The 22657-nt window shown below is 47.4% G+C and carries 19 protein-coding genes and 1 riboswitch; of the genes, 14 read left to right on the forward strand and 5 right to left on the reverse strand.

Annotated features, from left to right (window positions below; translation table 11 throughout):
* Position 1 precedes the first annotated feature (1 nt).
* The 5 genes from NBZ79_RS16485 to NBZ79_RS16505 all read left to right on the forward strand — a co-directional run bounded on the left by NBZ79_RS16485 (position 2) and on the right by NBZ79_RS16505 (position 6648).
* On the forward strand, positions 2 to 1303 hold the full coding sequence (locus NBZ79_RS16485) for a TRAP transporter large permease (RefSeq protein WP_420854619.1): 1302 nt from the start codon (positions 2 to 4) through the stop codon (positions 1301 to 1303).
* 59 nt (positions 1304 to 1362) lie between these two features.
* Positions 1363 to 2523, forward strand: a complete 1161-nt coding sequence (locus tag NBZ79_RS16490; RefSeq protein WP_251933638.1) for an acyl-CoA dehydrogenase family protein — start codon at positions 1363 to 1365, stop codon at positions 2521 to 2523.
* 111 nt (positions 2524 to 2634) lie between these two features.
* Positions 2635 to 3804 carry an acyl-CoA dehydrogenase family protein gene (locus NBZ79_RS16495; protein ID WP_251933639.1) on the forward strand — a complete coding sequence of 390 codons (1170 nt, stop codon included), beginning with the start codon at positions 2635 to 2637 and terminating at the stop codon, positions 3802 to 3804.
* A 42-nt stretch (positions 3805 to 3846) separates the two neighbouring features.
* Positions 3847 to 5055: a CaiB/BaiF CoA transferase family protein gene (locus NBZ79_RS16500; RefSeq protein ID WP_251933640.1), complete on the forward strand. Its 1209-nt coding sequence runs from the start codon at positions 3847 to 3849 to the stop codon at positions 5053 to 5055.
* Between the two features lie 51 nt (positions 5056 to 5106).
* On the forward strand, positions 5107 to 6648 hold the full coding sequence (locus tag NBZ79_RS16505) for an AMP-binding protein (protein ID WP_251933641.1): 1542 nt from the start codon (positions 5107 to 5109) through the stop codon (positions 6646 to 6648).
* Positions 6649 to 6650: 2 nt separating this feature from the next.
* Here NBZ79_RS16505 and NBZ79_RS16510 read toward each other — a convergent pair whose 3' ends face one another.
* Positions 6651 to 7163 carry a 6,7-dimethyl-8-ribityllumazine synthase gene (locus tag NBZ79_RS16510; RefSeq protein ID WP_251933642.1) on the reverse strand — a complete coding sequence of 171 codons (513 nt, stop codon included), beginning with the start codon at positions 7161 to 7163 and terminating at the stop codon, positions 6651 to 6653.
* Positions 7164 to 7251: 88 nt separating this feature from the next.
* Positions 7252 to 7396, reverse strand: a riboswitch (FMN riboswitch).
* Positions 7397 to 7571: 175 nt separating this feature from the next.
* Between NBZ79_RS16510 and NBZ79_RS16515 the strand changes: the two genes are divergently transcribed.
* From NBZ79_RS16515 to NBZ79_RS16545, 7 genes are all read left to right on the forward strand, one after another.
* Positions 7572 to 7922, forward strand: a complete 351-nt coding sequence (locus NBZ79_RS16515; RefSeq protein WP_251933643.1) for a hypothetical protein — start codon at positions 7572 to 7574, stop codon at positions 7920 to 7922.
* Positions 7923 to 8026: 104 nt separating this feature from the next.
* Entirely contained in the window at positions 8027 to 9361 is a 1335-nt protein-coding gene (locus tag NBZ79_RS16520) for a deoxyguanosinetriphosphate triphosphohydrolase (protein ID WP_251933644.1), read from the forward strand.
* 143 nt (positions 9362 to 9504) lie between these two features.
* Positions 9505 to 10617, forward strand: coding sequence for a DUF2336 domain-containing protein (locus tag NBZ79_RS16525; RefSeq protein WP_251933645.1), 1113 nt, complete (start codon positions 9505 to 9507; stop codon positions 10615 to 10617).
* 46 nt (positions 10618 to 10663) lie between these two features.
* Positions 10664 to 11257: a 2-hydroxychromene-2-carboxylate isomerase gene (locus tag NBZ79_RS16530; protein WP_251933646.1), complete on the forward strand. Its 594-nt coding sequence runs from the start codon at positions 10664 to 10666 to the stop codon at positions 11255 to 11257.
* An 18-nt stretch (positions 11258 to 11275) separates the two neighbouring features.
* Positions 11276 to 12214 carry an alpha/beta hydrolase gene (locus NBZ79_RS16535; protein ID WP_251933647.1) on the forward strand — a complete coding sequence of 313 codons (939 nt, stop codon included), beginning with the start codon at positions 11276 to 11278 and terminating at the stop codon, positions 12212 to 12214.
* A 340-nt stretch (positions 12215 to 12554) separates the two neighbouring features.
* Positions 12555 to 13088, forward strand: coding sequence for a PAS domain-containing protein (locus tag NBZ79_RS16540; protein ID WP_251933648.1), 534 nt, complete (start codon positions 12555 to 12557; stop codon positions 13086 to 13088).
* A 56-nt stretch (positions 13089 to 13144) separates the two neighbouring features.
* On the forward strand, positions 13145 to 14362 hold the full coding sequence (locus NBZ79_RS16545; protein WP_251933649.1) for a methyl-accepting chemotaxis protein: 1218 nt from the start codon (positions 13145 to 13147) through the stop codon (positions 14360 to 14362).
* Between the two features lie 63 nt (positions 14363 to 14425).
* Here NBZ79_RS16545 and NBZ79_RS16550 read toward each other — a convergent pair whose 3' ends face one another.
* The 3 genes from NBZ79_RS16550 to NBZ79_RS16560 form a co-directional block, all read right to left on the reverse strand.
* Positions 14426 to 15448 carry a Fe(3+) ABC transporter substrate-binding protein gene (locus tag NBZ79_RS16550; RefSeq protein WP_251933650.1) on the reverse strand — a complete coding sequence of 341 codons (1023 nt, stop codon included), beginning with the start codon at positions 15446 to 15448 and terminating at the stop codon, positions 14426 to 14428.
* 286 nt (positions 15449 to 15734) lie between these two features.
* The gene (locus tag NBZ79_RS16555; RefSeq protein WP_251933651.1) at positions 15735 to 16802 is read right to left on the reverse strand and encodes a quinone-dependent dihydroorotate dehydrogenase; all 1068 of its coding nucleotides are present in this window, start codon (positions 16800 to 16802) and stop codon (positions 15735 to 15737) included.
* A 5-nt stretch (positions 16803 to 16807) separates the two neighbouring features.
* Positions 16808 to 17245, reverse strand: coding sequence for a DUF952 domain-containing protein (locus NBZ79_RS16560; protein ID WP_251933652.1), 438 nt, complete (start codon positions 17243 to 17245; stop codon positions 16808 to 16810).
* A 63-nt stretch (positions 17246 to 17308) separates the two neighbouring features.
* Between NBZ79_RS16560 and NBZ79_RS16565 the strand changes: the two genes are divergently transcribed.
* Complete coding sequence (locus tag NBZ79_RS16565) at positions 17309 to 18154, forward strand: branched-chain amino acid aminotransferase (RefSeq protein WP_251933653.1); 846 nt, start codon at positions 17309 to 17311, stop codon at positions 18152 to 18154.
* A 27-nt stretch (positions 18155 to 18181) separates the two neighbouring features.
* On the opposite strand, the gene NBZ79_RS16570 is transcribed toward NBZ79_RS16565, so the two are convergent.
* Positions 18182 to 19771 carry a lysine--tRNA ligase gene (locus NBZ79_RS16570; protein ID WP_251933654.1) on the reverse strand — a complete coding sequence of 530 codons (1590 nt, stop codon included), beginning with the start codon at positions 19769 to 19771 and terminating at the stop codon, positions 18182 to 18184.
* Between the two features lie 103 nt (positions 19772 to 19874).
* Between NBZ79_RS16570 and NBZ79_RS16575 the strand changes: the two genes are divergently transcribed.
* A complete protein-coding gene (locus NBZ79_RS16575; RefSeq protein ID WP_251933655.1) occupies positions 19875 to 22649 on the forward strand; it encodes an ATP-dependent DNA helicase in 2775 nt (924 codons plus the stop codon).
* Positions 22650 to 22657: the final 8 nt, after the last annotated feature.

Here is a 22657-nt window from a genome sequence, read left to right on the forward strand (position 1 = left end):
AATGGATCCCCTTTTATCAGGCCTTATCGGTATGGGCTTTTTGGTCCTGATGGTATTTTTAGGTGTACGTGTTTATATCGCGGCAACCGTCGTCGGCATGCTAGGTATTGTATCAATTATCGGCTGGGATGCGGGTACCGGAATTGTCGGTACAATCCCCCATTCAAAATCGACACTTTATTCCTTGAGTGTTCTGCCAATGTTTATCCTGATCGGATATTTGGCATTTCACGCCGGAATAACCACTGCTGCTTTTGATGCCGCAAAGAAATGGGTCGGCTGGGTTCCCGGCGGCCTTGCTGTTGCAACCGTTTTTGCAGCCGCAGGTTTTGCCGCTGTCTCGGGTGCCAGCACAGCAACCGCTGCAGTTTTCAGTCGCGTCGCCATTCCGGAAATGCTCGCGAATGGATATGACCGTAAGTTAGCCGCTGGCGTCGTTGCTGCAGGGGGCACACTGGCATCGCTAATCCCGCCAAGTGCCATTTTGGTGATTTATGCCATTATTGTCGAAGAATCTGTCGGCGCGCTCCTTCTTGCCGGATTTATTCCAGGCATCGTTTCGGCGCTTATTTATGCCTTCATTATTATGGGACGCGCAACCGTAAACCCAAAGCTTGGACCGCCAGTTAAAGGTTTTACTTTCGGGGAAAAAATGAAATCGCTCCCCGGTACGCTCCCTATCGTCGCTGTGATCGGGATTATTTTTAGTGCGATTTATGGTGGTTGGGCGACACCAACAGAAGCTGGCGCTCTCGGGGCATTCGTCGTCCTTATTCTAGCTTTGTTCCACGGTATGCGGACGAAAGCCTTAAAAGAAGCCTTATTTGAAACCGCGAAGCTCACGGTGATGATTTTCTCTATCATCTGGGGCGTTTTGGTCTTCGTCCGGTTTCTTGGTTTTTCCGGCCTGCCCGAAGCCTTTGCCGAATGGATCTTAGGACTGCCGCTGCCACCGACATTGATTATTGTCCTCATTCTTTGCGGCTACGCTATCCTTGGCATGTTTATGGATGCCATTGGTATGCTATTACTGACCTTACCCGTAGTATATCCTGCTGTTATAGGTCTGGGATACGATCCTATCTGGTTCGGTATCATAGTTGTTAAAATGGTGGAGATTTGTTTAATCACCCCACCTATTGGCTTGAACTGCTATGTCGTAAACGGGGTCAGACCAGATATACCGCTGGGAGATGTTTTCCGAGGAATTGGACCATTTTTTGTCGCTGATGTGGTGACGATCGCTTTGTTCATCGCCTTCCCATCATTAATTTTATGGCTGCCTCAACAAATGCTGAATTAGCGATTTAGACACATAAATCCCAGCCTCCACAAATAGCAAAAAGAAATAGGAGCAGGTAAATGGATTTCTCACTTACTGATGATCAACGTCAGTTACAGGAAATGGCGCGTAAATTTGCCACGACAGAGCTTGTCGACTTGGCAAAGGAACTGGAAGAGAAAAATACCCCCGTCCCTTCTGACTGGATGAAGCGATACGGTGAACTCGGGTTTCTCGGGATGAACATTGCGACCGAGTATGGTGGAATGGGCGTCGGAAATATCGAGGCTTTGCTTGTTCTGGAAGAATTTGTCAAAATTTCTGCTGCCGTCGCCTTTCCTGTTTTCGAGAGTTCCGTTGGACCAGTTCGTGCCCTAGAACATTTCGCAACACCAGCCTTGAAAGAGCGGATTATTCCGGCTGTTTGCCGCGGCGAAAAAATTGTTGCCGTCTGCATGTCGGAACCGGCTGCCGGATCAGCATTAACTGATTTGAAAACACGGGCCACCAAAACAGACGGTGAATATATTGTATCTGGACAAAAACGCTGGTGCAGCGGCGGCGGACATGCTGATGGGTATGTAGTTTACAGCCGCATGTCCGACGCCCCGGGTGCAAAAGGTATTGGTGCAATATTCGTTGAGAAAGGCATGGAAGGACTCAGTTTCGGCGAGCCCGAACAACTTATGGGGTTTCGGGGCGTACCCAGCGCTGACATTTTTTTCGACGATGTAAAAGCACCACTGGAAAACGAAATCGTCCCGGCGGGAGGGTTCGGCAAGCTCATGGAGGCATTTGACCTGGAGCGCTGTGGAAATGCAACCATGTGCCTGGGTATTGCCCAGGCAGCTTTTGATTACGCTTTGGAATATGCCCAGGAGCGAGAGCAATTTGGAAAAGCTATTATTGATTTTCAGGCCATCCAGATTAAGCTAGCTGATATGGCCATGAAGTTGGAGGCCTCTCGCCTTCTTATTCACAGAGCAGCACAGCAGGCAAATGATGGTTTGCCGTCTGTCCGTGATTCCAGTCTCGCGAAATGCTTCGCAAACGAGATCAGCAGAGAAGTATGCGGTATTGCGTTGCAAGTCATGGGTGCCTATGGCTATTCCAAATCCTATGGCATGGAGCAGCGGCTTCGCGATAGCTGGGGCTGGGGCATAGCGGGAGGCACCATTGATATTCAGAAAGTGAATATCGCTGCCTCCTATGCTGGCCGGAGATTTAATCAACGCGGCTAGTCAAGAATAGTTTATTTCTAACGCGACAGCATCAATATCATACACTTTACCAATTGTAACATTCATTCATGAATGTTAGTATGTTGGCCATATAAATTAAGGATATGGAAAATGGATTTTACACTGACTGAAGAGCAAGAAGCCATTCGGGAGAACGTGGCGCGACTCTGTAGTGGTTTCGACGATCAGTTTTGGTTGGAAACTGATCGAACTGGTAACTTTCCGTTTGAATTCCATAGTGCCATGGCAGCAGATGGATGGCTCGGCATCACCATGCCTGAAGAATATGGAGGCGCGGGCCTGGGTGTGACCGAAGCTGCTATCATGATGCATGAGGTGGCAAAGTCATCTGGTGGCATGTCGGCCGCATCGGCCATTCACATCAATATTTTTGGACCACATCCGATTGTGGTTTTTGGCAACGATGAGCAGAAAAATCGCTGGCTCCCCCCTCTGATTAAAGGCGAGGTTAAAACATGTTTTGGTGTGACAGAGCCAAATGCCGGCTTGAATACTACCGCTCTTGAAACGCGTGCAGAAAAAACAGCAAATGGTGACTATCTGGTCAATGGCCGTAAAATCTGGACCACCACCGGACAAGAAGCCGATAAAATCATGTTGTTGGCACGAACAACTCCAAAGGAAAAATGCAAAAAAGTAACAGACGGTCTGTCGCTGTTCTATACGGATCTCAATCGGGACTTTGTCGATGTGCGGATCATCGATAAAATGGGTCGAAAAGCCGTCGATTCAAATGAAGTCTTTATTGATAACCTGCCTGTACCCAAGGAAGACCTTATCGGCGAAGAAGGCAAAGGGTTTCATTATATCCTTCACAGCCTCAACCCGGAACGGGTTCTCGTTGGCATGGAAGGCATTGGTCTGGGGATGAATGCCCTTCAACGTGCGGCGAAATATGCACGCGAAAGAGAAGTTTTCGGCCGCCCCATTGGAAAAAACCAGGCAATTCAACATCCGCTCGCGGAAAACTGGATGGAGCTGGAAGCGGCCTATCTCATGGCAATGAAAGCCGCCGCAAACTACGATGCAGGTCTGGAATCGGGTGTATATGCAAATGCCGCGAAATGGCTGGGCGGTGAAGCCGGTTTTAAAGCCTGTACGCAAGCCGTCATGACCCATGGCGGCATGGGATATGCCAAGGAATTTGTCGTAGAGCGATTGATGCGCGAGGTCATGATTTGCCGGATTGCCCCGGTAAGCCCGCAACTGGTCCTTTGTTACGTTGCGGAAAAAGCGCTGGGCATGCCCAAATCCTATTAACATCCCATCTCAAATAGACAGAAATTATAAGCGAGAAGAAAAATGAGCACGCCAAATGCCGGGCCCCTCACAGGGGTCCGTGTCGCTGATCTTACCTCAGTTTTACTGGGTCCTTTTGCTACTCAAATTATGGGGGATATGGGAGCGGACGTCATAAAGATTGAAGGACCTGAGGGAGATACAACACGAGATCTTGGCCCTCGCCGATCTGCCGGTATGGCCTCGGTTTATCTGAACGCCAACCGGAACAAGCGCAGTCTCTGTATCGATTTAAAATCACCGGAAGGTCGGACGGCTTTCCTGAAGCTATTGGAAACAATGGACGTCTTCGTCCATAACATGCGGCCCTCTGCGATTAAGCGTCTGAAGCTTACCTATGACGATGTTCGTGCAGTTAATCCGAAGATCATTTACTGCGGCGCTTATGGTTTTGGGCAAGAGGGACCTTACGCCAACAAACCTGCTTATGATGATATGATACAAGGTGTTAGCGGGATCGCCGCAACTCAATCCGCCCTCATGGGTCGGCCGGGATATATGCCAACCGTAATTGCTGACAAAACTACAGGGCTTACAGTTGTCTATAGCGTCAGTATGGCCTTGTTTAATCGCGAACGGACGGGTGAAGGTCAGGAAATCAAAATTCCAATGTTCGAAACTATGGTACAATTTCATATGCTTGAACATATGTACGGTAAGAATTTCGAGCCTCCGCTGGGGCCTGCCGGCTATCCGCGGGCCATATCTCCGAAACGTCATCCATACAAAACAAAAGATGGAATGATAGGCGTGCTTCCTTACGTGGACAAACAGTGGAAAGCCTTCTTTGATATTGCCGGCAAACCGGAATTAATGGAAGACCCTCGCTTTTGCAACGTCACTGCCCGGCTTGAAAATATTGATGAAGTATATCGAATTCTTGGGGAACTAGTTGCAACCCGGACTTCGGCAGAATGGCTTACGGCACTTGATGCAGCCAGCATACCTGCGGTACCGATTAACACACCTGATGAACTGTTGGATGATGAACATCTAAATGCCGTTGATTTCTGGCAAAGCATGGAGCATCCAACGGAAGGTCCGCTGGTTTTCCCTGGTATACCGACAAATTTCTCAGGAACTCCCGGCGGCGTTAGCCGGCATGCCCCGACTTTAGGAGAGCATAATGCGGAGGTCCTCGAGGAAATAGGTCTTACGACACAGGAAATTGAGAAAATGGTAATTTCAGGGGCTTTACATTCAGCTTCCTAAGAAGCCACACTAAAACGGCCTCATCAAAAATAATAAAAGAGCCAAGCGCCCATGCATATTCGTGAATTCGCTAAATCCGTTCCTCAAAAACCGGCCTATATTATGGCAGGCAGTGGAGAGATCGTTACTTATGGTCAACTGGATGAAAGATCAAATCAAGCGGCCAATTATTTTCGATCTCTTGGCTTGAAAGTGGGCGATCACGTCGCCTTCCTGATGGAGAATAATCCTCGTTTTTTTGAGATTTGCTGGGCGGCTCAACGAGCGGGTTTATATTACACGGCCATCAGTTCACGCTTAACGGCTGAGGAAGCTTCTTATATCATCAATGATTGTAGTGCCCGGCTTTTCGTCACCTCTCATTTTAAAGCAGATCTTGCAGAACAGCTTGTGTCGTTAATACCAAATGTCGAAACGCGATTGATGGTGGACGGCACTTTAGACGGCTTTGAGTCATACGAGGAAATTAGGTCAACTTTTCCAACAACACCCCTGGACGATGAATGCGAGGGCGCGGATATGCTATATTCATCTGGAACAACAGGGCGACCGAAAGGCATCAAACCAACGGAGATTGGACGGGCTATAGGGACCGAAGACAACCTCTACAACATCTTGAAAAATGTCTACAAGTTTAGCCAGGATTCCATGTATCTATCGCCGGCCCCGCTTTATCACGCGGCCCCGCTTCGCTATAATATGCGCGCCCAGCGATTTGGCGCAACCTGCGTAATTATGGAGAATTTTGACCCAGAAACGTATCTAAGCCTTGTTGAAAATTACCAGATAACCCACAGTCAGCTTGTGCCAACAATGTTTGTCCGAATGCTGAAGTTGCCGGAAGAGGTTCGGCATAAGTACAATGTCAGTTCACTGGTAACGGCAATTCATGCAGCGGCCCCCTGCCCCGAAAAAGTGAAATATCAGATGATGGATTGGTGGGGACCTATCCTCTGTGAATATTATGGCGGGACGGAGGGCAATGGATATTGTGCTGTTGACCCGCAAGAATGGCTCTCGCATCCAGGAACTGTCGGACGGGCATATATCGGCGTTCTTCGTATTCTCGGGGAAGATGGTGAGGAACTCCCTGTCGGAGAAACCGGCGCGATCTATTTCTCAGACGGGAAGGACTTCATTTACCACAATGACCCTGAACGAACAGCAGAAAGTCATAATGACAAAGGCTGGAGCACTTTGGGAGATGTTGGTTACCTGGATGAAGATGGTTTCCTTTATCTCACCGACCGTCAAAGCTACATGATCATTTCCGGCGGCGTGAACATTTATCCCCAAGAAATTGAAGATCTACTGCTGACCCACCCGAAAGTTTATGATGCAGCTGTTTTTGGCGTACCAAACGAGGATTTTGGAGAGGAAGTTAAAGCTGTCATCCAACCCATGGAGATGAACAATGCAGGTGAAGAACTACAACAAGAGCTGTTGGCTTTTTGCCGTGCCAATATCAGCCACGTCAAATGTCCGCGCTCCATAGACTTTGAAGCAGAGCTTCCCCGCCATCCGACAGGGAAACTCTATAAGCGGCTTTTAAAAGACAAATATTGGGGCGAAAAAAAGTCGCGTATCATTTAGCCTCAAGAAGCCAGTTTTCGTTGATCGAGATTCTGTATATTTTCAAGCGTCAGATGACAGGCATTGGCCGCTTCGCGCCCTTTAAGAACAAAATGCTGCCTGAAGAAATCCATATGTGCTTCGGTCTCCTGAAAATGGTGTGGCGTGAGAACAACTGATAAAATTGGCACACCTGTCTCTAGTTGGACCTGCATCATGCCATCCAAAACAGTTTTTGCGACAAAGTCATGTCGATATATTCCGCCATCAACAATTAGACCTGTTGCCATTACCAGATCATATTGCCCTGTTTCCGATAGCTTTTTCGCCATCAACGGTATCTCCAAACTTCCCGGCACATCGAAAATATCAAAAACTCCTTTCTGATATCCTTGATCACCAAGCGCTGCAATAAAGGATTGCGTTGCTTGCTGAACAATATCTGCATGCCAATTGGCTTGAATAATCGCTACTTTTTTATGACTTAACGGGGAATTTGGGTTCTGATTGTCATTTTCAGTATTTTTGTTTTTCATTTTTTTGGGCCTTGCTTTTAAGTTGACAAAAACCCAAGGCAGATAGGAACGGGATATCGCACGCCAATGCAGCTCACCACAGCTCATTCCATGTTCTCTTTCATCCGGACTATGACCGTCGGCTTTGGAATTACACCAAATCTGCTGACCCCGCCGAAACGGGCGCTCGCGGGCTTAAACAATTCATTGTTCTTACCGCCGGTAGGGACTTTCACCCTGCCCTGAGAACATTCCTCAAATCTGAAGAGGAATATCGCACATCATTCTAAAGTGCTTTTGATCAATTGCAAGAAGAGGTCAGACAAATTGCTATTTATTATGTAAATACCTTCTTTACGCTAGCGCAGCTGCAAATATTACCCTACGTAAAGTGTTATCCATATAAGCGGCAAACATCGAGGACATTCATTGAACGCGAAAGAATTTACGAAACTGGTAAAAGAATCGATCACTTACAATCAGCTGGAAAGATACTTCCTGGTGGATCAGGGGAACCTGGAATCCTTGAATGATCATTTTACCCTTCGTCCAGATATCGATGCAATTGAGGAAGACATGGCTTCTGCTGGGGGTCTAAAGCTCTCCCACGCCCAACGCCGAATGCTAGTTGTCCTTGTCGCTCTTTGGGATGGTCGCGTTGCTGACAAAGTCTTCTCAAATGGCATGGGCGATCTTCCCAAGGTCATCCAGTCCATGGACAGAAACAATCGTGAACTGTTCGCTGAATTGGTTGTATCCTATCCGGGTTGGGGAAACTAGCCACAAAGAACTGGTTCCTTTGTCAGTGACAGGCTAATGTTTAAACTACGACATGATTACAGTAAGTTAGCAAGTATTTATGAACAATGAGATAGATTTCTCCGATGATGGACTGGAACAGACTTCTTTCGACGAAACGCTTCGGACAGGACCATAACGATCCTGTTATTGCCTCGCGCAGCCCCTTTCACAAAGATCAAGACCGAATTGTCTTCTCATCTGCATTTCGACGGCTGCAGGACAAAACCCAGGTTCATACTCTGGCAGAAAGTGATTATGTCAGAACCCGGCTTACGCACTCGATGGAAGCAGCCTCTGTAGGTCGGTCATTAGGCGCAAATGCCGGCCAGGTCATCATAGATAGGCATCTTAAGGACAGCGATTTCAGTCCCGCAGATTTTGGCCATATATTGTCTGCGGCCTGCATGGCCCACGACATCGGAAATCCGCCATTCGGTCATTTTGGCGAGGAAATTATCCGCGACTGGTTTATGAACGGCGCAGGTTCAAAATCCCGAGCTAACAGTTTAACGGCCGAGCAAAAAGCCGATTTTGAAATGTTCGAGGGAAATGCTCAGGGTTTCAGAATTTTGACGAAGCTGCAAAATTGGCGCAATGCTGGAGGGCTCCGCCTTTCTTATGCGACGCTGGGTACCTTTATGAAATACCCGCGAACTTCAATAATAAAGAACATAATTCCAGGCGATAGCGGCGGGAAGAAATTCGGCATTATGCAGTCAGAGCAGGAAATTTTTGGCGAAATAGCAACGGAGCTTGGTTTGCTCAAACGCGGCTCGGAGAATTATTGGAGCCGTCACCCGCTCGCCTATTTGGTCGAAGCTGCAGATGATATCTGCTATTCCGTTGTCGATATCGAAGATGGATTTAAACTCGGGCGTCTGGGATTTGCAGAAACAGAAGACCTGATGCTACGAATTTATGGAGGTCGGCCGAAGCGCTATGCTGAAGTGAATGAAAATTCTGAACGCATTTCCTATTTACGCGCAAAATGCATCGGAAAGCTTATTGGGGAGGTGTCGGACATATTTAAGGATTGCGAAGGCGCCATACTTTCCGGGAATTTTACTGGTGATTTGCTTCATCAATCCACCAAAGCTAGCCTATTTGTGGAGATTGAAGAACTTTGCAAAAGAGAAATCTATCATCACCGAGATCGGATACAGGCTGAATTAAGTGGCGCTGAAATCCTCTCAACCCTCTTAAAAGCTTTCTATTCCGCAAATCTCGATTGGGAAAATTTTCAGAATGAGGGAACTGTCATGAGTCCGCGTTCATCCGTCCTTATGCATCTTTTTCCAGGTGGCGAAGCATCAAAAAGATCTCGATATGAATGGTTATTGGAAGTGACAGATTTCGTTTCCGGGATGACAGATTCTTATGCTCTGCGACAATTCAAAGAACTTAAAGGTATCGGCTAGAAAAACCTGGCCTCAGTGCTTTATAAATTTTCGTTTCTTTTCAAATAGTTAAAAGTATAAACATTACATTGCCTAACCGTTAACAAAAACTTCAGGCCCGAAGTAATAAAATAAGGCACTTTTTACAATGTAAGATGCCTTGAATGCTGCTTGAACCCTCAATCGCTGGCGGACCAATCGCCCGCATGTTTGCAGACATGCCGGTTAAAACCCGCACTAAGACAGCCCATACCGTTGCCCAAGACTACGCAACAACCTCGATGTCTCGCGATGATCTTGCGTTGGCCGAAGCTATTATTAATTATCTCCTCCTTGATATCGATCCTGCTGTACGTGCTGCTCTTTCCGAAGAATTGAAAGATTGTAACTTTCTCAATCGCGAAGCCGTAAAAAAGCTTGCGCAGGATATTGATGTGGTTTCGTTGCCGATCATCGCGTTATCTCCTTTGCTGACCGAACGTGATTTACTGGAGATCTTTGAAACTGCAAGTGAAGCCAAACAAATAGCAATTGCAGATCGTGCAGAGCTTGACCTGGTCGTTACAGATCAAATAGCCGAACGAGCTTGCTTCGAAGCGGTCGAGGCTTGTCTTGAAAATCAAGGGGCGATAATTGGCAGGAAAGGCTATCAGCATATCTTGGCACGGTTCGGCAATGAAGAAAGTATCCAAGAACTCCTCGTCCGACGACCCAGCCTGCCAAAAGACACGGTAAAGCGCCTTTGCGAGTTCATCTCAGAGGATAATAAACAAGAACTGATGGAAGGAGATCATCTTTCAGATGCCCTTTCAGCCCGCATGATACTCAATGCACGCGAGCGCGTTTTGGCAAAGAGCCTGAGCCGGAGAATGACGGATTACGAGCAAAAGAAAGCCTCCATTTCGTTGCAAAAAGAAGGCCGTCTTACTGCAACACTCATGCTGCGATCCCTGATATCCGGAAATCAGTCTTTTTTTCTATCTGCTCTTGCAGAAGCCTCCGGTATTTCGAAAAAGCGTGTAAATTCCTTAACTTCCGGCCGTGGTTATCTTGGTTTCAAGCGACTATATGAACGCGCAGAAATGCCAAATTACCTTTACGAGGCGTTTCGAACGGTATTGGAAGAACAGCGAAATGCGCGGCATTATCATCCACGTGCGGACATGGACAACCTCCAGCAACGCTTGATTGACAGAATAGCCCATGTATACGAATGGGAGGATGATTTGAGCTTGGAAGAGTTAATGGAAAAACTACTTCCCAAGCGAATATATTAACCCGTAAACTGCATTGGGCGCCTGATAAACTCTGATGGATGGTTCAGTGACAAAAACAATCGACTACTATGTAACGCTCGTTTCCCCATGGACTTTTATGGGACATGACCGCCTGGTAAAATTGGCCGAAGAAAATGAAGCTGTCATTAATATTCTTCCGGTCAACTTTGGCCGTGTCTTTAGTGAAACCGGCGGTTTACCGTTAGCAAAACGCAGCCAGCAACGACAGGATTATCGCTTACAGGAACTTGCCCGTTGGAAAATTGAATTGGATCTTCCTATCCAAATCCATCCGAAATTCTTTCCGGCATCTGACCAAATAGCGGCCTTAATGGTAATGGCTGCAAAGCAACAAGGTTTGGATGCGGTCTCTCTTGGCGGAAATTTCTTACGTGCGGTCTGGGTCGAAGAAAAGAATATCGCTGATGAAGTAACCGCTATTGAAATAGCGAATAGCCTTGGTATGAATGGACAGGCGTTATTTGAAGACAGTCAGGCGCCAGAATTTCTCGTTGAATACAATGCCAATACGGAAATTGCGATTAACAGAGGTGCTTTTGGCGCGCCATCATATATAGTTGATGATGAAGTCTTTTGGGGTCAGGACCGACTGCATTTTGTTGAAAAGAAACTAAAATAATAAAAAGGGAAATCAGGGATGACACTAGATCCACAAGCAAAATGGGTTTTGGATATCGCGAAGGAAAAAGCCTTACCAACTCTAGACCAACTCTCACCTGAAGCTGCGAAGGCGGATTACAGTGAACGCGCCACCACGTTGACTTTCAAGGATGTTGAGATTGGCGAAACGTTCGATTTGAATATTCCGGGCCCGCTTGGCGACATACCTATTCGAATTTATCATCCAGTTGGAATGAAAGAATCCCTGCCTGTCCTGGTTTATTACCACGGCGGTGGATGGGTTGTTGGCAATATTGACACACATGACGCTCTCTGCCGCACAATTGCGAACAAGGGTCCTTTTGTCGTCGTCTCCGTTGATTATCGAATGGGACCTGAGGCTCCCTTTCCGGCTGCTGTGATTGATTCTGTTGCAGCTCTGAACTGGACTTCAGAAAATATCGCCGACTACAAAGGCGACCAGGAGCAAATTGCAGTCGGTGGCGACAGCGCGGGCGGTAATTTGTCGACAGTTGTTTGTTTAAACGCACTCAAGGAAAAATCTTTTTTGCCGAAATTTCAATGGCTGATCTATCCGGCAACAAATATGTCAATGGAGACGGCTTCCCATAAAAGTTTCGCCGAAGGGTATTTTCTGACAAACACATTGATGGTCTATTTTCAAAAAAACTATCTAGTGGATTTTGATGATTTATCTGACTGGCGTGCGTCTCCATTATGTGCGGATAGCCTGGCAGGACTGCCACCGGCTTTGATCCAGACCGCCGGTTTTGATCCGTTAAAAGATGAAGGTATGGCGTACGCTGCGCGAATGAATGCAGAGGGAAGTCGTGCAAAGCATACTGACTATGGCGGCATGATACATGGTTTCATCAACCTGGGCGGAGTGCTAGATCAAGCAACTATCGCCATTGACGAAGGCATAGCAGAACTAAAAAGTGCTTTAGAAGTATAGTTATTCTACTGATATATATAGCTGGGCATAAATATTGTATCTATGTAAATATTCGGATTTTTCTATTGGAAAAACCTAATTGTACATAGTTTTTCCTTCTGATTGTTTTCATTTTTATTTGTTTATAGCTTCAACAAAACGACTTTTCTTAAAATTTTATCTTTTATTAACTAACTTCCACTTATTACTTTCATGTTGAACACGAAGCCGCATTTTCTGAAGGCGGACATAATTCGTGAAGACGGCAGAGCAATATGGCGAACCGGCCTCTAATGAGTACCGAATGACCAAAATATTGTTCTCGTCAATAAGTAAAACTGTATGGAGGTAAGGACAGTAAATGGTTGATAGAAGTACAACGGGCAAAGAAATATTCTTCGATGAGAATGAAATCATCGTTAGCAAAACAGATTTGAAGGGTCATTTGACCTATTGCAACACCCTCTTTTTGAAATTAGCGGGCTATATGGAGCATGAATGCCTCGGGCAACCCCATAGCATGATCCGCCATCCAGAAATGCCACGATCTGTTTTCAAGCTACTCTGGGATACAATTCAAAATGAAGAAGAAATTTTCGCCTATGTGGTGAATAGGGCGAAGAATGGTGACCATTATTGGGTGTTGGCACATGTAACAATTAGCAAAGACGAAACCGGAAAAGTGATTGGTTATCATTCCAATCGCCGGGCTCCAAAACGCGATATCCTCGACAATACCATTCGCCCACTTTACCGCGAGCTCTGTGCAATCGAAAAACAGCATAACGATCGCAAGGCCGGCCTAGAAGCTTCAACTCAGAAACTGATGGAAACCATCAGTGGCACGGGTATGGAATATGGCGAATTTGTTGCCGGCCTGTCACGTGCAGCTTAGTGCACCAGAACAGCCGAAACAGTATAAAATAAAAGCTTGAAGTAAAAGGTAATAACATGTTTAAACGATTCAAAAAAGCCGAAGAAACAGTGGAGGCTGGTCAGCCCCTAGAGCCAGTATCAACGGATCAATCAGAGCAAACTGCAACCGCGAAGGAAGCGGTTGACAGCCAACCAATCAGCGAAATGCTGAGTGTCGTCAAAGCCGTTGCATCGGGTGATTTTGAAGCGCGTATAATCAACGTTCAAACAAGCGGTGAGATCGATGAACTGAAAAACGGTATTAACGAAATCATTGACCGGGCCGACGCTTATATTCGTGAGTCCATGGCGTGCCTTGAATTTGTTAGTGAAGGAAAATTCTATCGCCGTATCGAAGAAGGCGGAATGACAAAAACTTTGCTTCATGCAACTCGTTCCATCAATAATGCTATTGCTCATATGGAGCAGCGCGAAAACGAATTTCGAGGAGTTGTAAATAAAGTCGAGAGCACCATGGGTGATGTTGTCAATTCGGCAACAAGCATGAAAACCACTGCTCAATCAATGGAACAAACGGCTATTAAAACCAGCGAACAAGCAAATAATGTCGCTGCGGCTGCCGAAGAAACAGCAACAAACGTACAAACGGTAGCTTCGGCGACCGAGGAGCTAACAAGTTCTATTGCCGAAATTGATCGGCAGGTAAAGGAATCATCAAAAATTGCAGCGGAAGCCGTCGATGGGGCTACGCAGGCAAATCTCGAGATTAACAGCCTTGCAGAAGCTTCTGAGCGTATTGGACAGGTCGTTGGTCTGATCACTGATATCGCGTCGCAAACCAACCTTCTCGCCCTCAACGCGACTATCGAGGCTGCACGCGCCGGAGAAGCTGGCAAGGGTTTTGCAGTCGTCGCATCGGAAGTGAAAAGTCTGGCATCTCAGACAGCCAATGCAACCAAGGATATTGATGAGCAAATTCAGGATATTCAAAAATCGACACAATCAGCTGTTGGCTCAGTCTCGTCGGTCAATGAAATCATTAGCCGGATTAGTGATATCACCGGTTCAGTAGCCGCTGCGGTTCAACAGCAATCTGCAGCGACGAAAGAAATTGCCCAAAGTATTGAGCAAGCCTCGTCTGGAACGAATGAGACAACAAGAAGTATTTCCGAGGTTGGAGAGGCCGCACAGGATTCCGGGGTTGTCGCGGGGCAAGTGCTGGAAGCAGCTCAGAAGCTGAATGGTATGGCTGACCAGCTCAATGGAGAACTCAAGGCATTTGCTAACGGCTAAAGATTAACTCCATAATATAAAAAAGGGGCCATATGGCCCCTTTTTTCTGATCCGGCAGCTGTACTAGCGCCAGCCAACCCGATCAAATATTTTTACTGCTTCAATCTGGGCTTCAGCAACTTTATCAAGGCTGACTTCATCAGCTTTAAAGTTTCCCCAACCTTGAACTGTTTCATCAATTTCAACGCCATCCTTAACCGGGAACTCATAGTTTGACGATGCATAGAATTCCTGTGCTTTATCATCGGAGAGGAATTCAATCAGCTTAATTGCCGCTTCCTTGTTTTTTGCAGACTTCGTTACAGCTGCACCGGAAATATTGATATGGGCTCCCCGGTCGTCCTGGTTAGGCCAAAAAATTGCAACTTTCTCAACAGCGTCTCTTTGCTCCTGATCCTTGGCATTTTGCATCTTGCCATAATAGTAGGTATTGCCGATGGCAATATCACATTCGCCTGCGGCAACCGCTTTAATTTGATCTCGGTCGCCACCTTGTGGCTTTCTCGCAAGATTATCTTTTACGCCCTGTGCCCATTTCTCAGCAGCCTCTGCGCCTTGGTGAACAATGATTGAAGCCAGGAGGGACTGATTATAAACATTATTCGAAGACCTTACACAAATACGGCCTTTCCACTTCGGATCCGCTAAATCCTCATACGTGGACAACTCCTTTGGTTCAACCCGGTCTTTCGAATGAAAAAACACTCTGCTTCTGGCAGATAATCCGTACCAATGGCCGTTCGGATCTCTATATTGCGATGGAATATTATTTTCCAGCTTGTCCGACTTCACGGGTTGGAGAACGCCAGCATCCTCATGTGCCGCAAGACGGCTGATATCGACGGTCAGAACAACATCGGCCGGGCTGTTCATGCCTTCCGCTTTCAATCTTTCCAGCATGCCCTTCTTTGCAAAGACAACATTCACTTTAGTTCCTGTTTCCTTTTCAAATTCATCAAGGATTGGGCGAATGAGGCTTTCTTGCCGATAAGAATAAAGATTGACTTCATCCGACAACGCAGGCGCAGCCGTTGAAATAAAAGTGAGAGCGGCACAGGCCGACAATAGGGACGTTGAAAAGCGCATCTTGTTTCCTTAATTGATAATGCAAACCATTCTTAATATGAGAAAGGTTTAGTACGGAAATATGGTTATTGCAAGTCATTATCAATTTCATTGTGACAAAAGACATCAGTTTCGCTTACTCATTGCTATAAATGCAATTTTACGCACAACTGGCAAAATATGCTGAGGGCAAACATGCCGAAGAACTATCTTCGGGCTAAATTATTCGAATCAATTGAGGGCTTTTCTAATAGTTTTTCCGGTTATCTTCAGCCGGAATAGTCTGCGAAATTCTCTTGCGTGCATCCTAAAGCGGCGTATCCACGCCAACACTTTCTGTTATTGACGAATATCCTTGTTTTCGCAACAACTTGGCGACACCCTTTCCAATATCATGCGCAACATATGGCCCGCGATATACCATTGCCGTATAAAGTTGAAGTAAAGATGCACCAGCTTTGATCCGCATCAACGCATCCTCCGCAGTCTCGATGCCACCCACGCCAATCAGCGGTATTTTCCCGCTTGTCGCTCTATACATATCTTTCAATACCGACAGAGAGATCGATTTAAGGGGTGTACCGCTCAACCCGCCCGCTTCAACAGCGTGCTTGCTCTGTAAGCTGTGAGGCCGACTAATTGTTGTATTACTGATGATCAGCCCGTCCAGCGAATACTCAAGAGCTGCGGCTGCGATATCTGCTTTGTCATCATCTGTGAGATCAGGAGCAATTTTCAGCAAGATCGGAAACGAGCGAAGACCGCCTGATACCAAATCGTTCCGTGTTTCATGAAGACGGCCTAGTAGCTCCTCAAGCTCTTCCTTTCCATGCAATGATCGCAGGCCAGGTGTATTGGGAGAAGAAATATTAACAGTGACGTAATCGGCAAGGGGGGCAAGCTTTTGCATACCCAAGACATAGTCATGCATCCGATCCGTGCTGTCTTTATTTGCACCCAGATTTGCGCCGACAATGCCGGGGCTCTTACGACTTGAAAAATTTGCGGCAGCAACATCCAAACCTTGATTGTTGAACCCAAGTCGATTGACGATTGCATTATCTGCTCTCATTCGAAAAATTCTCGGCTTAGGATTACCGGCTTGTGCAAATGGTGTAACACTGCCCGCCTCAATGAAGCCAAACCCTAGCTGGGCCAGCGGGTCCAGAACTTCAGCATTTTTATCATATCCAGCAGAAAGCCCGATGGGTGTTGGAAAATCGAGCCCAAATACATTCGACTGCAATATAGGATCCGGCTCTGATTTCACGGCTGGTAACAAGCCGGACTTCAATGCTTTGATGGAAAGGTTATGCGCATCCTCCGCATCAAGGGAAAAAAACAAGGGTTTCGCAAGCCGATATAAAAGGGACATTCTTTTCAAGCCAAATCCGGAAACACATGCAGATTATCCGCACCCAGCGGTAATTCTATCACCGAAATGGCTTTCGATGGGTCAAGGGCGCCATATAAATGCGGAAAAAGCACTCCGGCGCGTGCGGGTTCCCAAACCAGCGCCTCACCCAAATCATCTGCCTCGACAGCCAATAGTACAAGATTTGTAACACCAGCTCGATGCTTTGCGGCACTTTCAACAACAGTTTCCTTCGTCGAAAAATGAATGAATCCATCTTTCAGGTCATTTTCCGTGCCCCCATAAGCTCCCTCTTTTACAGCACGGTTCCAGCTGTCTTTATCCGCCATGTGATAGATAACCGTCATCTCATTTTCGTCCGTTAAAAATTTTTGCAAACCTACAGGATGACTGAGGGCTTGCACAGTAAAATCAAATTCTTTTGAATAGCTCGCCTGGGACAAGACTTGCCCCGGATATCGCTTATCTGATAGATAGAATGCCTTATCTTATAAGGAATATTGGCAATGGCAGGTGTTTATTTTTATAACGGGGATTGGCATGATGAATGTCCAAAAGTTCTAGGACCAACAGATCATTCGTTCTGGATGGCGTCAACTGTCTTTGATGGTGCGCGTTCTTTTCAAGGAATGGCTCCTGACTTGGATTTACATTGTGCGCGTCTTGCCCGATCTGCTTTGGCCTTGGGGTATAATCCAACAATGGAAGATGGTGAAGTTCTGGACCTGTGCGAACAGGCGGTTAAAAAGCTTCCTAAGGAATCAGAACTCTATATTCGCCCAATGTATTTTGCCCGCGGTGGATTTATTGATCCTGATCCAGAATCGGCGGAATTCATACTCGCAGTTTATGACAGCCCAATGCCGGAAGCTCACGGTTTCACAGCTCATTTTTCCCGATTGAGGCGACCGGCCAATGACATGGCGCCAACGGACGCAAAGGCTTCTTGCCTATATCCGAATTCCGGCAGGGCAATGGTTGAAGCAAACCGAGCTGGATTTGACAATGCAATTTTAATGGATTCCAACAATAATGTCGCAGAATTTGCCACCTCCAATTTATGGACGGTCAAAGATGGCGTGGCGTTCACTCCTGCTGAAAACGGCTGCTTTCTTGCCGGCATTACACGCAGCCGGATTAAGAAGCTTGCCGATATGGCTGGCATTGAGGTTCAGGAAACTCATATGACCAAGGAAGATGTTCTTACGGCGGATGAAGTTTTCAATAGCGGAAATTTCGGCAAGGTTCTGCCCGTCACCCGCGTCGACGACACGGAATTTCAGCCCGGACCAGTGAGCCGCAAGCTCAGGGACATGTATATGGACTTTTCCCGTGACAATCAGATATTCTAAGTATCCGGCCGGCGTTAAAAGCGCCCGTTAATTAGCGCCAAGATTTTCGCCGGCCAACACGCGATCGATCAACGATATCGTTTCCTCTATGCCATATAGAGCAATAAAAGACCCCATGCGCGGCCCCTGACTTTGACCGAGTAAAGTTTCGTAGAGCGCCTTGAACCAGTCCCTCAGGTTTTCAAAGTCGTTATCATTCCCGACTTGGAAAACCTGATTTTGGATGTCACTTGCCTCAGCATTTTCAGGTAATTCCTTGAGTAATGCTACAAGCTGCATCAGCGCCGTCCGCTCTTTTTCCGTTGGCAACCGGTATTGCTTGGTTGGTTTAACAAAATCCCTGTAATAGTCGATAGCGTATCCTACCAGTTTATCAAGCTCAGGGTTGGTAGCGGCAGTTGCCCCTTCCGCATAGCGCGAAATAAATCCCCATAAAACAGATGGCTCATCCGCGTTGACGACGGCAGCCAGGTTCAAAAGAATACCGAAAGTGAGGGGCAATCCCTCACTGGGAGGATGCCCCGCATGGATATGCCAAACCGGATTGGCGTATTGTTGCTTGGCATCCTGTTCCGGAAACTTTGAAAGGAACGTGAAATATTCATCCACAGCTTTCGGAATGACATCAAAATGCAGCCGTTTGGCTTTTTTGGGATTTTGATACATGTAAAGCGACAAACTTTCAGGTGACGCATATTTAAGCCACTCTTCAATCGTGATGCCATTCCCTTTGGATTTAGAGATTTTTTTCCCGTCCTGGTCCAGGAAAAGCTCGTAGTTGAAACCCTCAGGCGGACGCTTTCCTAATATACGAACAATCTTGCTGGACAATGTGACACTATCGATTAAATCCTTGCCCGCCATTTCATAATCCACGTCGAGTGCATGCCAGCGCATGGCCCAGTCAACCTTCCATTGAAGCTTGCAATGCCCGCCTGTTACAGGAACAGTGACCATTTCGTCTGTATCAGGATCTTTGTAAGTAACGGTTCCGGAAGTTTCATCCCGAGAGACTATTGGCTCTTGAAGAACGACGCCTGTCCGCGGACAAATCGGCAAAAACGGGGAGTAAGTCGCTCGCCGCTCTGGGCCCAAAGTCGGTAGGATCACGTTGATAATGGCATCATAATGCTTCAAAACCAGCAACAACGTGTCATCAAACAGACCAGATTTATAGCATTCTGTTGATGACCGAAATTCATACTCAAAGCCAAATTGATCCAGAAATGCCTGGAGCCGTGCGTTATTATGTTCGCCAAAACTGTTATGTGTACCAAATGGATCCGGTACAACCGTCAGTGGCTTATTGAGATTCTCGGTCAGCAGATCCTGATTAGGCACATTGTCGGGCACTTTCCGCAAACCATCCATGTCATCAGAAAAGGCAATCAGGCGTGCTGGAATATCGGAAAGAAGGCTGAAGGCGTGACGCACCATGGACGTCCGTGCCACTTCACCAAAAGTGCCCAGATGAGGCAGCCCAGAAGGCCCGTAACCCGTTTCAAATAACACATACCCTTTTTCTGGAGCACCCTTGGAATAACGGTCCACAAGCTTTTTTGCCTCGACAAATGCCCAGGAGTTGCTTGATAGTGCAATTTCGGCGTCAGATGACATGAGTATCTCCAAGAAAACGCAGTGTTTGAATCGCGCGGAATGTAGGCGTACAAAAGGATCGCGTCAACGACCGCAGCCGAAAAAGTATGGCAACCAAGGAAAAATGAACCAAAATTCAGACAGACATACACCCGGCGGAGAAATTAAACTGCCCAATGTTCCGGTTTTGGTTGCCAGTGGTGATCAGGTAACCTGGTTATCGACCGAAGGAGAAATCGAAACCACCAGCCTTCAGGAAGCGGCGGTTCGAATCAACAAAACGCCTCCCCTCGTCGTTCATCGATTAAATATTGCCAGGCGTTTAGGCGTAAATCCTTTTCCGGCATTCGATCTGCTCGAACTTTTTGCGTTTACCCATCCCGCAGAGACCTGCTTGCCGACGGCGAGAGGACTGGCAAAAGCTGTCGGTTTGACGCCGTCAGCGGATCCAGAAGAACAGGCGCTCGGCCTGTTCGAGGCAATGAATACCCTTTTATTAAGATTAACAGGTTTAATTGATAATAACAGGAAATCAGCTGCCGCAATTGCGATGGTCATGGGCCAAGCTGGTTGGAATTGGGCGCCCTCGGTCCTCAGCGCGGTCGGGATGCCGGACAGTAAAAGTCGTTTCGGAGGCCTTGATACCTGGACGGGCCTGTCTGAATGGCCTGATTTTGCTCCTGAACCTCCAGCTGATGATATTGCCGTGAGCGAATTTGAAGCCCGTGCCCGGCTTAAAGAATTGCTGGGAGATAATGCTGAATCCCGCCCGCAACAAGCGGATTTCAGTGCTATGACGTCCCATGCCTTTGTGCCGCGAGACCAAGCCGAGACACCAAATATTGTGTTGGCTGAAGCGGGAACCGGGACCGGGAAAACTCTCGGCTATATTTCACCTGCCAGTATTTGGGCGGAAAAGAATGGGGTTGCCGTCTGGATTTCAACATATACAAAAAACCTGCAACGACAAATTGACGATGAGCTGGACCGCCTTTACCCATCATCTTCAGAAAAATCTGAAAAAGCCGTCGTGCGAAAAGGTCGGGAAAACTACTTGTGTTTGCTCAATTTTGAAGAAGCTTTGCAAGGTGGCGCCGCACAAAAATCCGAGCAAATCTCTCTTGGCCTGGTTGCCCGATGGATCAGCGCGACGAGGGACGGTGATATGGTGGGAGGCGATTTCCCCAGCTGGCTTATGGAGCTGGAAGGCAGATCACGTATTACCCGATTGGCGGACCGCCGCGGTGAATGTATTTTTTCAGCCTGTTCTCACTACCGCAAATGCTTTATTGAAAAATCAACGCGCAAATCCCGCAAGGCGGATATTGTCATTGCCAATCACGCCCTTGTCATGATCAACGCAGCGACCCGCCCGGACGACCCCAATTTACCCAAAAGATATGTCTTTGATGAGGGGCATCATCTTTTCGAAGCCGCCGACAGTGCGTTTGCTGCCCATCTTACCGGGCAGGAAACAGCGGAACTTAGACGCTGGATCGCAGGAAGCGATACCGGACGAAAGAGTAGAATGCGAGGCCTTGAGAATCGTTTATCGGATCTGATTGGCGAGGATGAAGAGGGAAAAGAAGCTTTACAACAGGCCGTTCAAGCCGCCCGTAAATTGCCATCGGAGGGGTGGATGTCTCGCGTTCGGGAGGGCGCGCCCAATGGCCCAATGGAGGAATTCTTGGTGCATATTCGCGGACAGGTGTTGGCGAGATGTGGTCAACCGGATAGCCCTTATTCGGTTGAATGTCCGGCGGGAGAATTTACCCCTGAAATCTTACCTTCTGCTAAAAAGCTTGATAGCGCTCTAAAAGCTCTTTCAACACCGCTCACATCACTCGCAAAAACACTCCTGAAAAAACTGGATGAGGAAGCGGAGGAGCTCGAAACAGCGACCCGCCACCGCATAGATGCCGCCGTACAAGGTATCGCGCGCAGAAATAATCTTTCCATTGCGCCCTGGCGCGCCGTCTTGAAAGGACTCGAAGACCCAACACCGGATAAATTTGTCGATTGGCTGGCCATTGATCGGATAGGTGGCCGTGATCTCGATCTGGGATATTACCGAAGTTATATCGACCCCACCGAGCCATTTGCCGAAACAATTTTAAAACCATCCCACGGTGTTGTCATTACGTCGGCAACCTTACGAGATAACTACGAGGATGCAGAAAGCTGGCAATCTGCTGATATGCGGACGGGCGCACATCATCTCGTCTTACCGCCTGCGCGCGTCCATTTGGCATCTCCATTTGATTTCGCCAAGCAAACCAAGGTGATTGTCGTCACCGATGTCCGCAGAGACCATATGAAGGAAGTCTCGGCCGCTTATCGGGAGCTTTGTATTGCCTCCGGCGGTGGGGCGCTTGGTCTCTTTACGGCTATATGGCGGCTACGGGCGGTGCATGAGAATATTCGCGCGCCCCTTGCAGCGGCTGGCCTCGACCTTTATGCCCAACATCAGGATGCTTTGGATACCTCGACACTCGTCGACATCTTTCGTGAAGAAGAAAACTCGGTTCTATTGGGCACGGACGCCGTCAGAGACGGCGTCGACGTTCCAGGGCGTTCTCTTCGGCTTATTGTTTTTGATCGCATGCCCTGGCCACGCCCGGATTTAAAGCACAAAGCCCGAAAGAAAGCTTTTGGAGGGAGCCGGTACGATGACAAGCTCACCCGCCTAAAGCTTAAGCAGGCCTATGGCAGATTATTGCGCCGAGAAGACGATTTCGGAGTTTTTGTCCTTCTCGATAGCATGATGCCCTCTCGACTTGTATCTGCATTTCCGCCGGAAGTTGAAATCCAGCGATTAGGCTTGAAAGACGCCATTACTCTGACCCGAAATTTCATTGCAGAAAAAGAACAGGCAATTAGTAAAAATATCATTGGATAAACCTCATT

It is taken from the genome of Sneathiella marina, from assembly GCF_023746535.1.
GTDB lineage: Bacteria > Pseudomonadota > Alphaproteobacteria > Sneathiellales > Sneathiellaceae > Sneathiella > Sneathiella marina.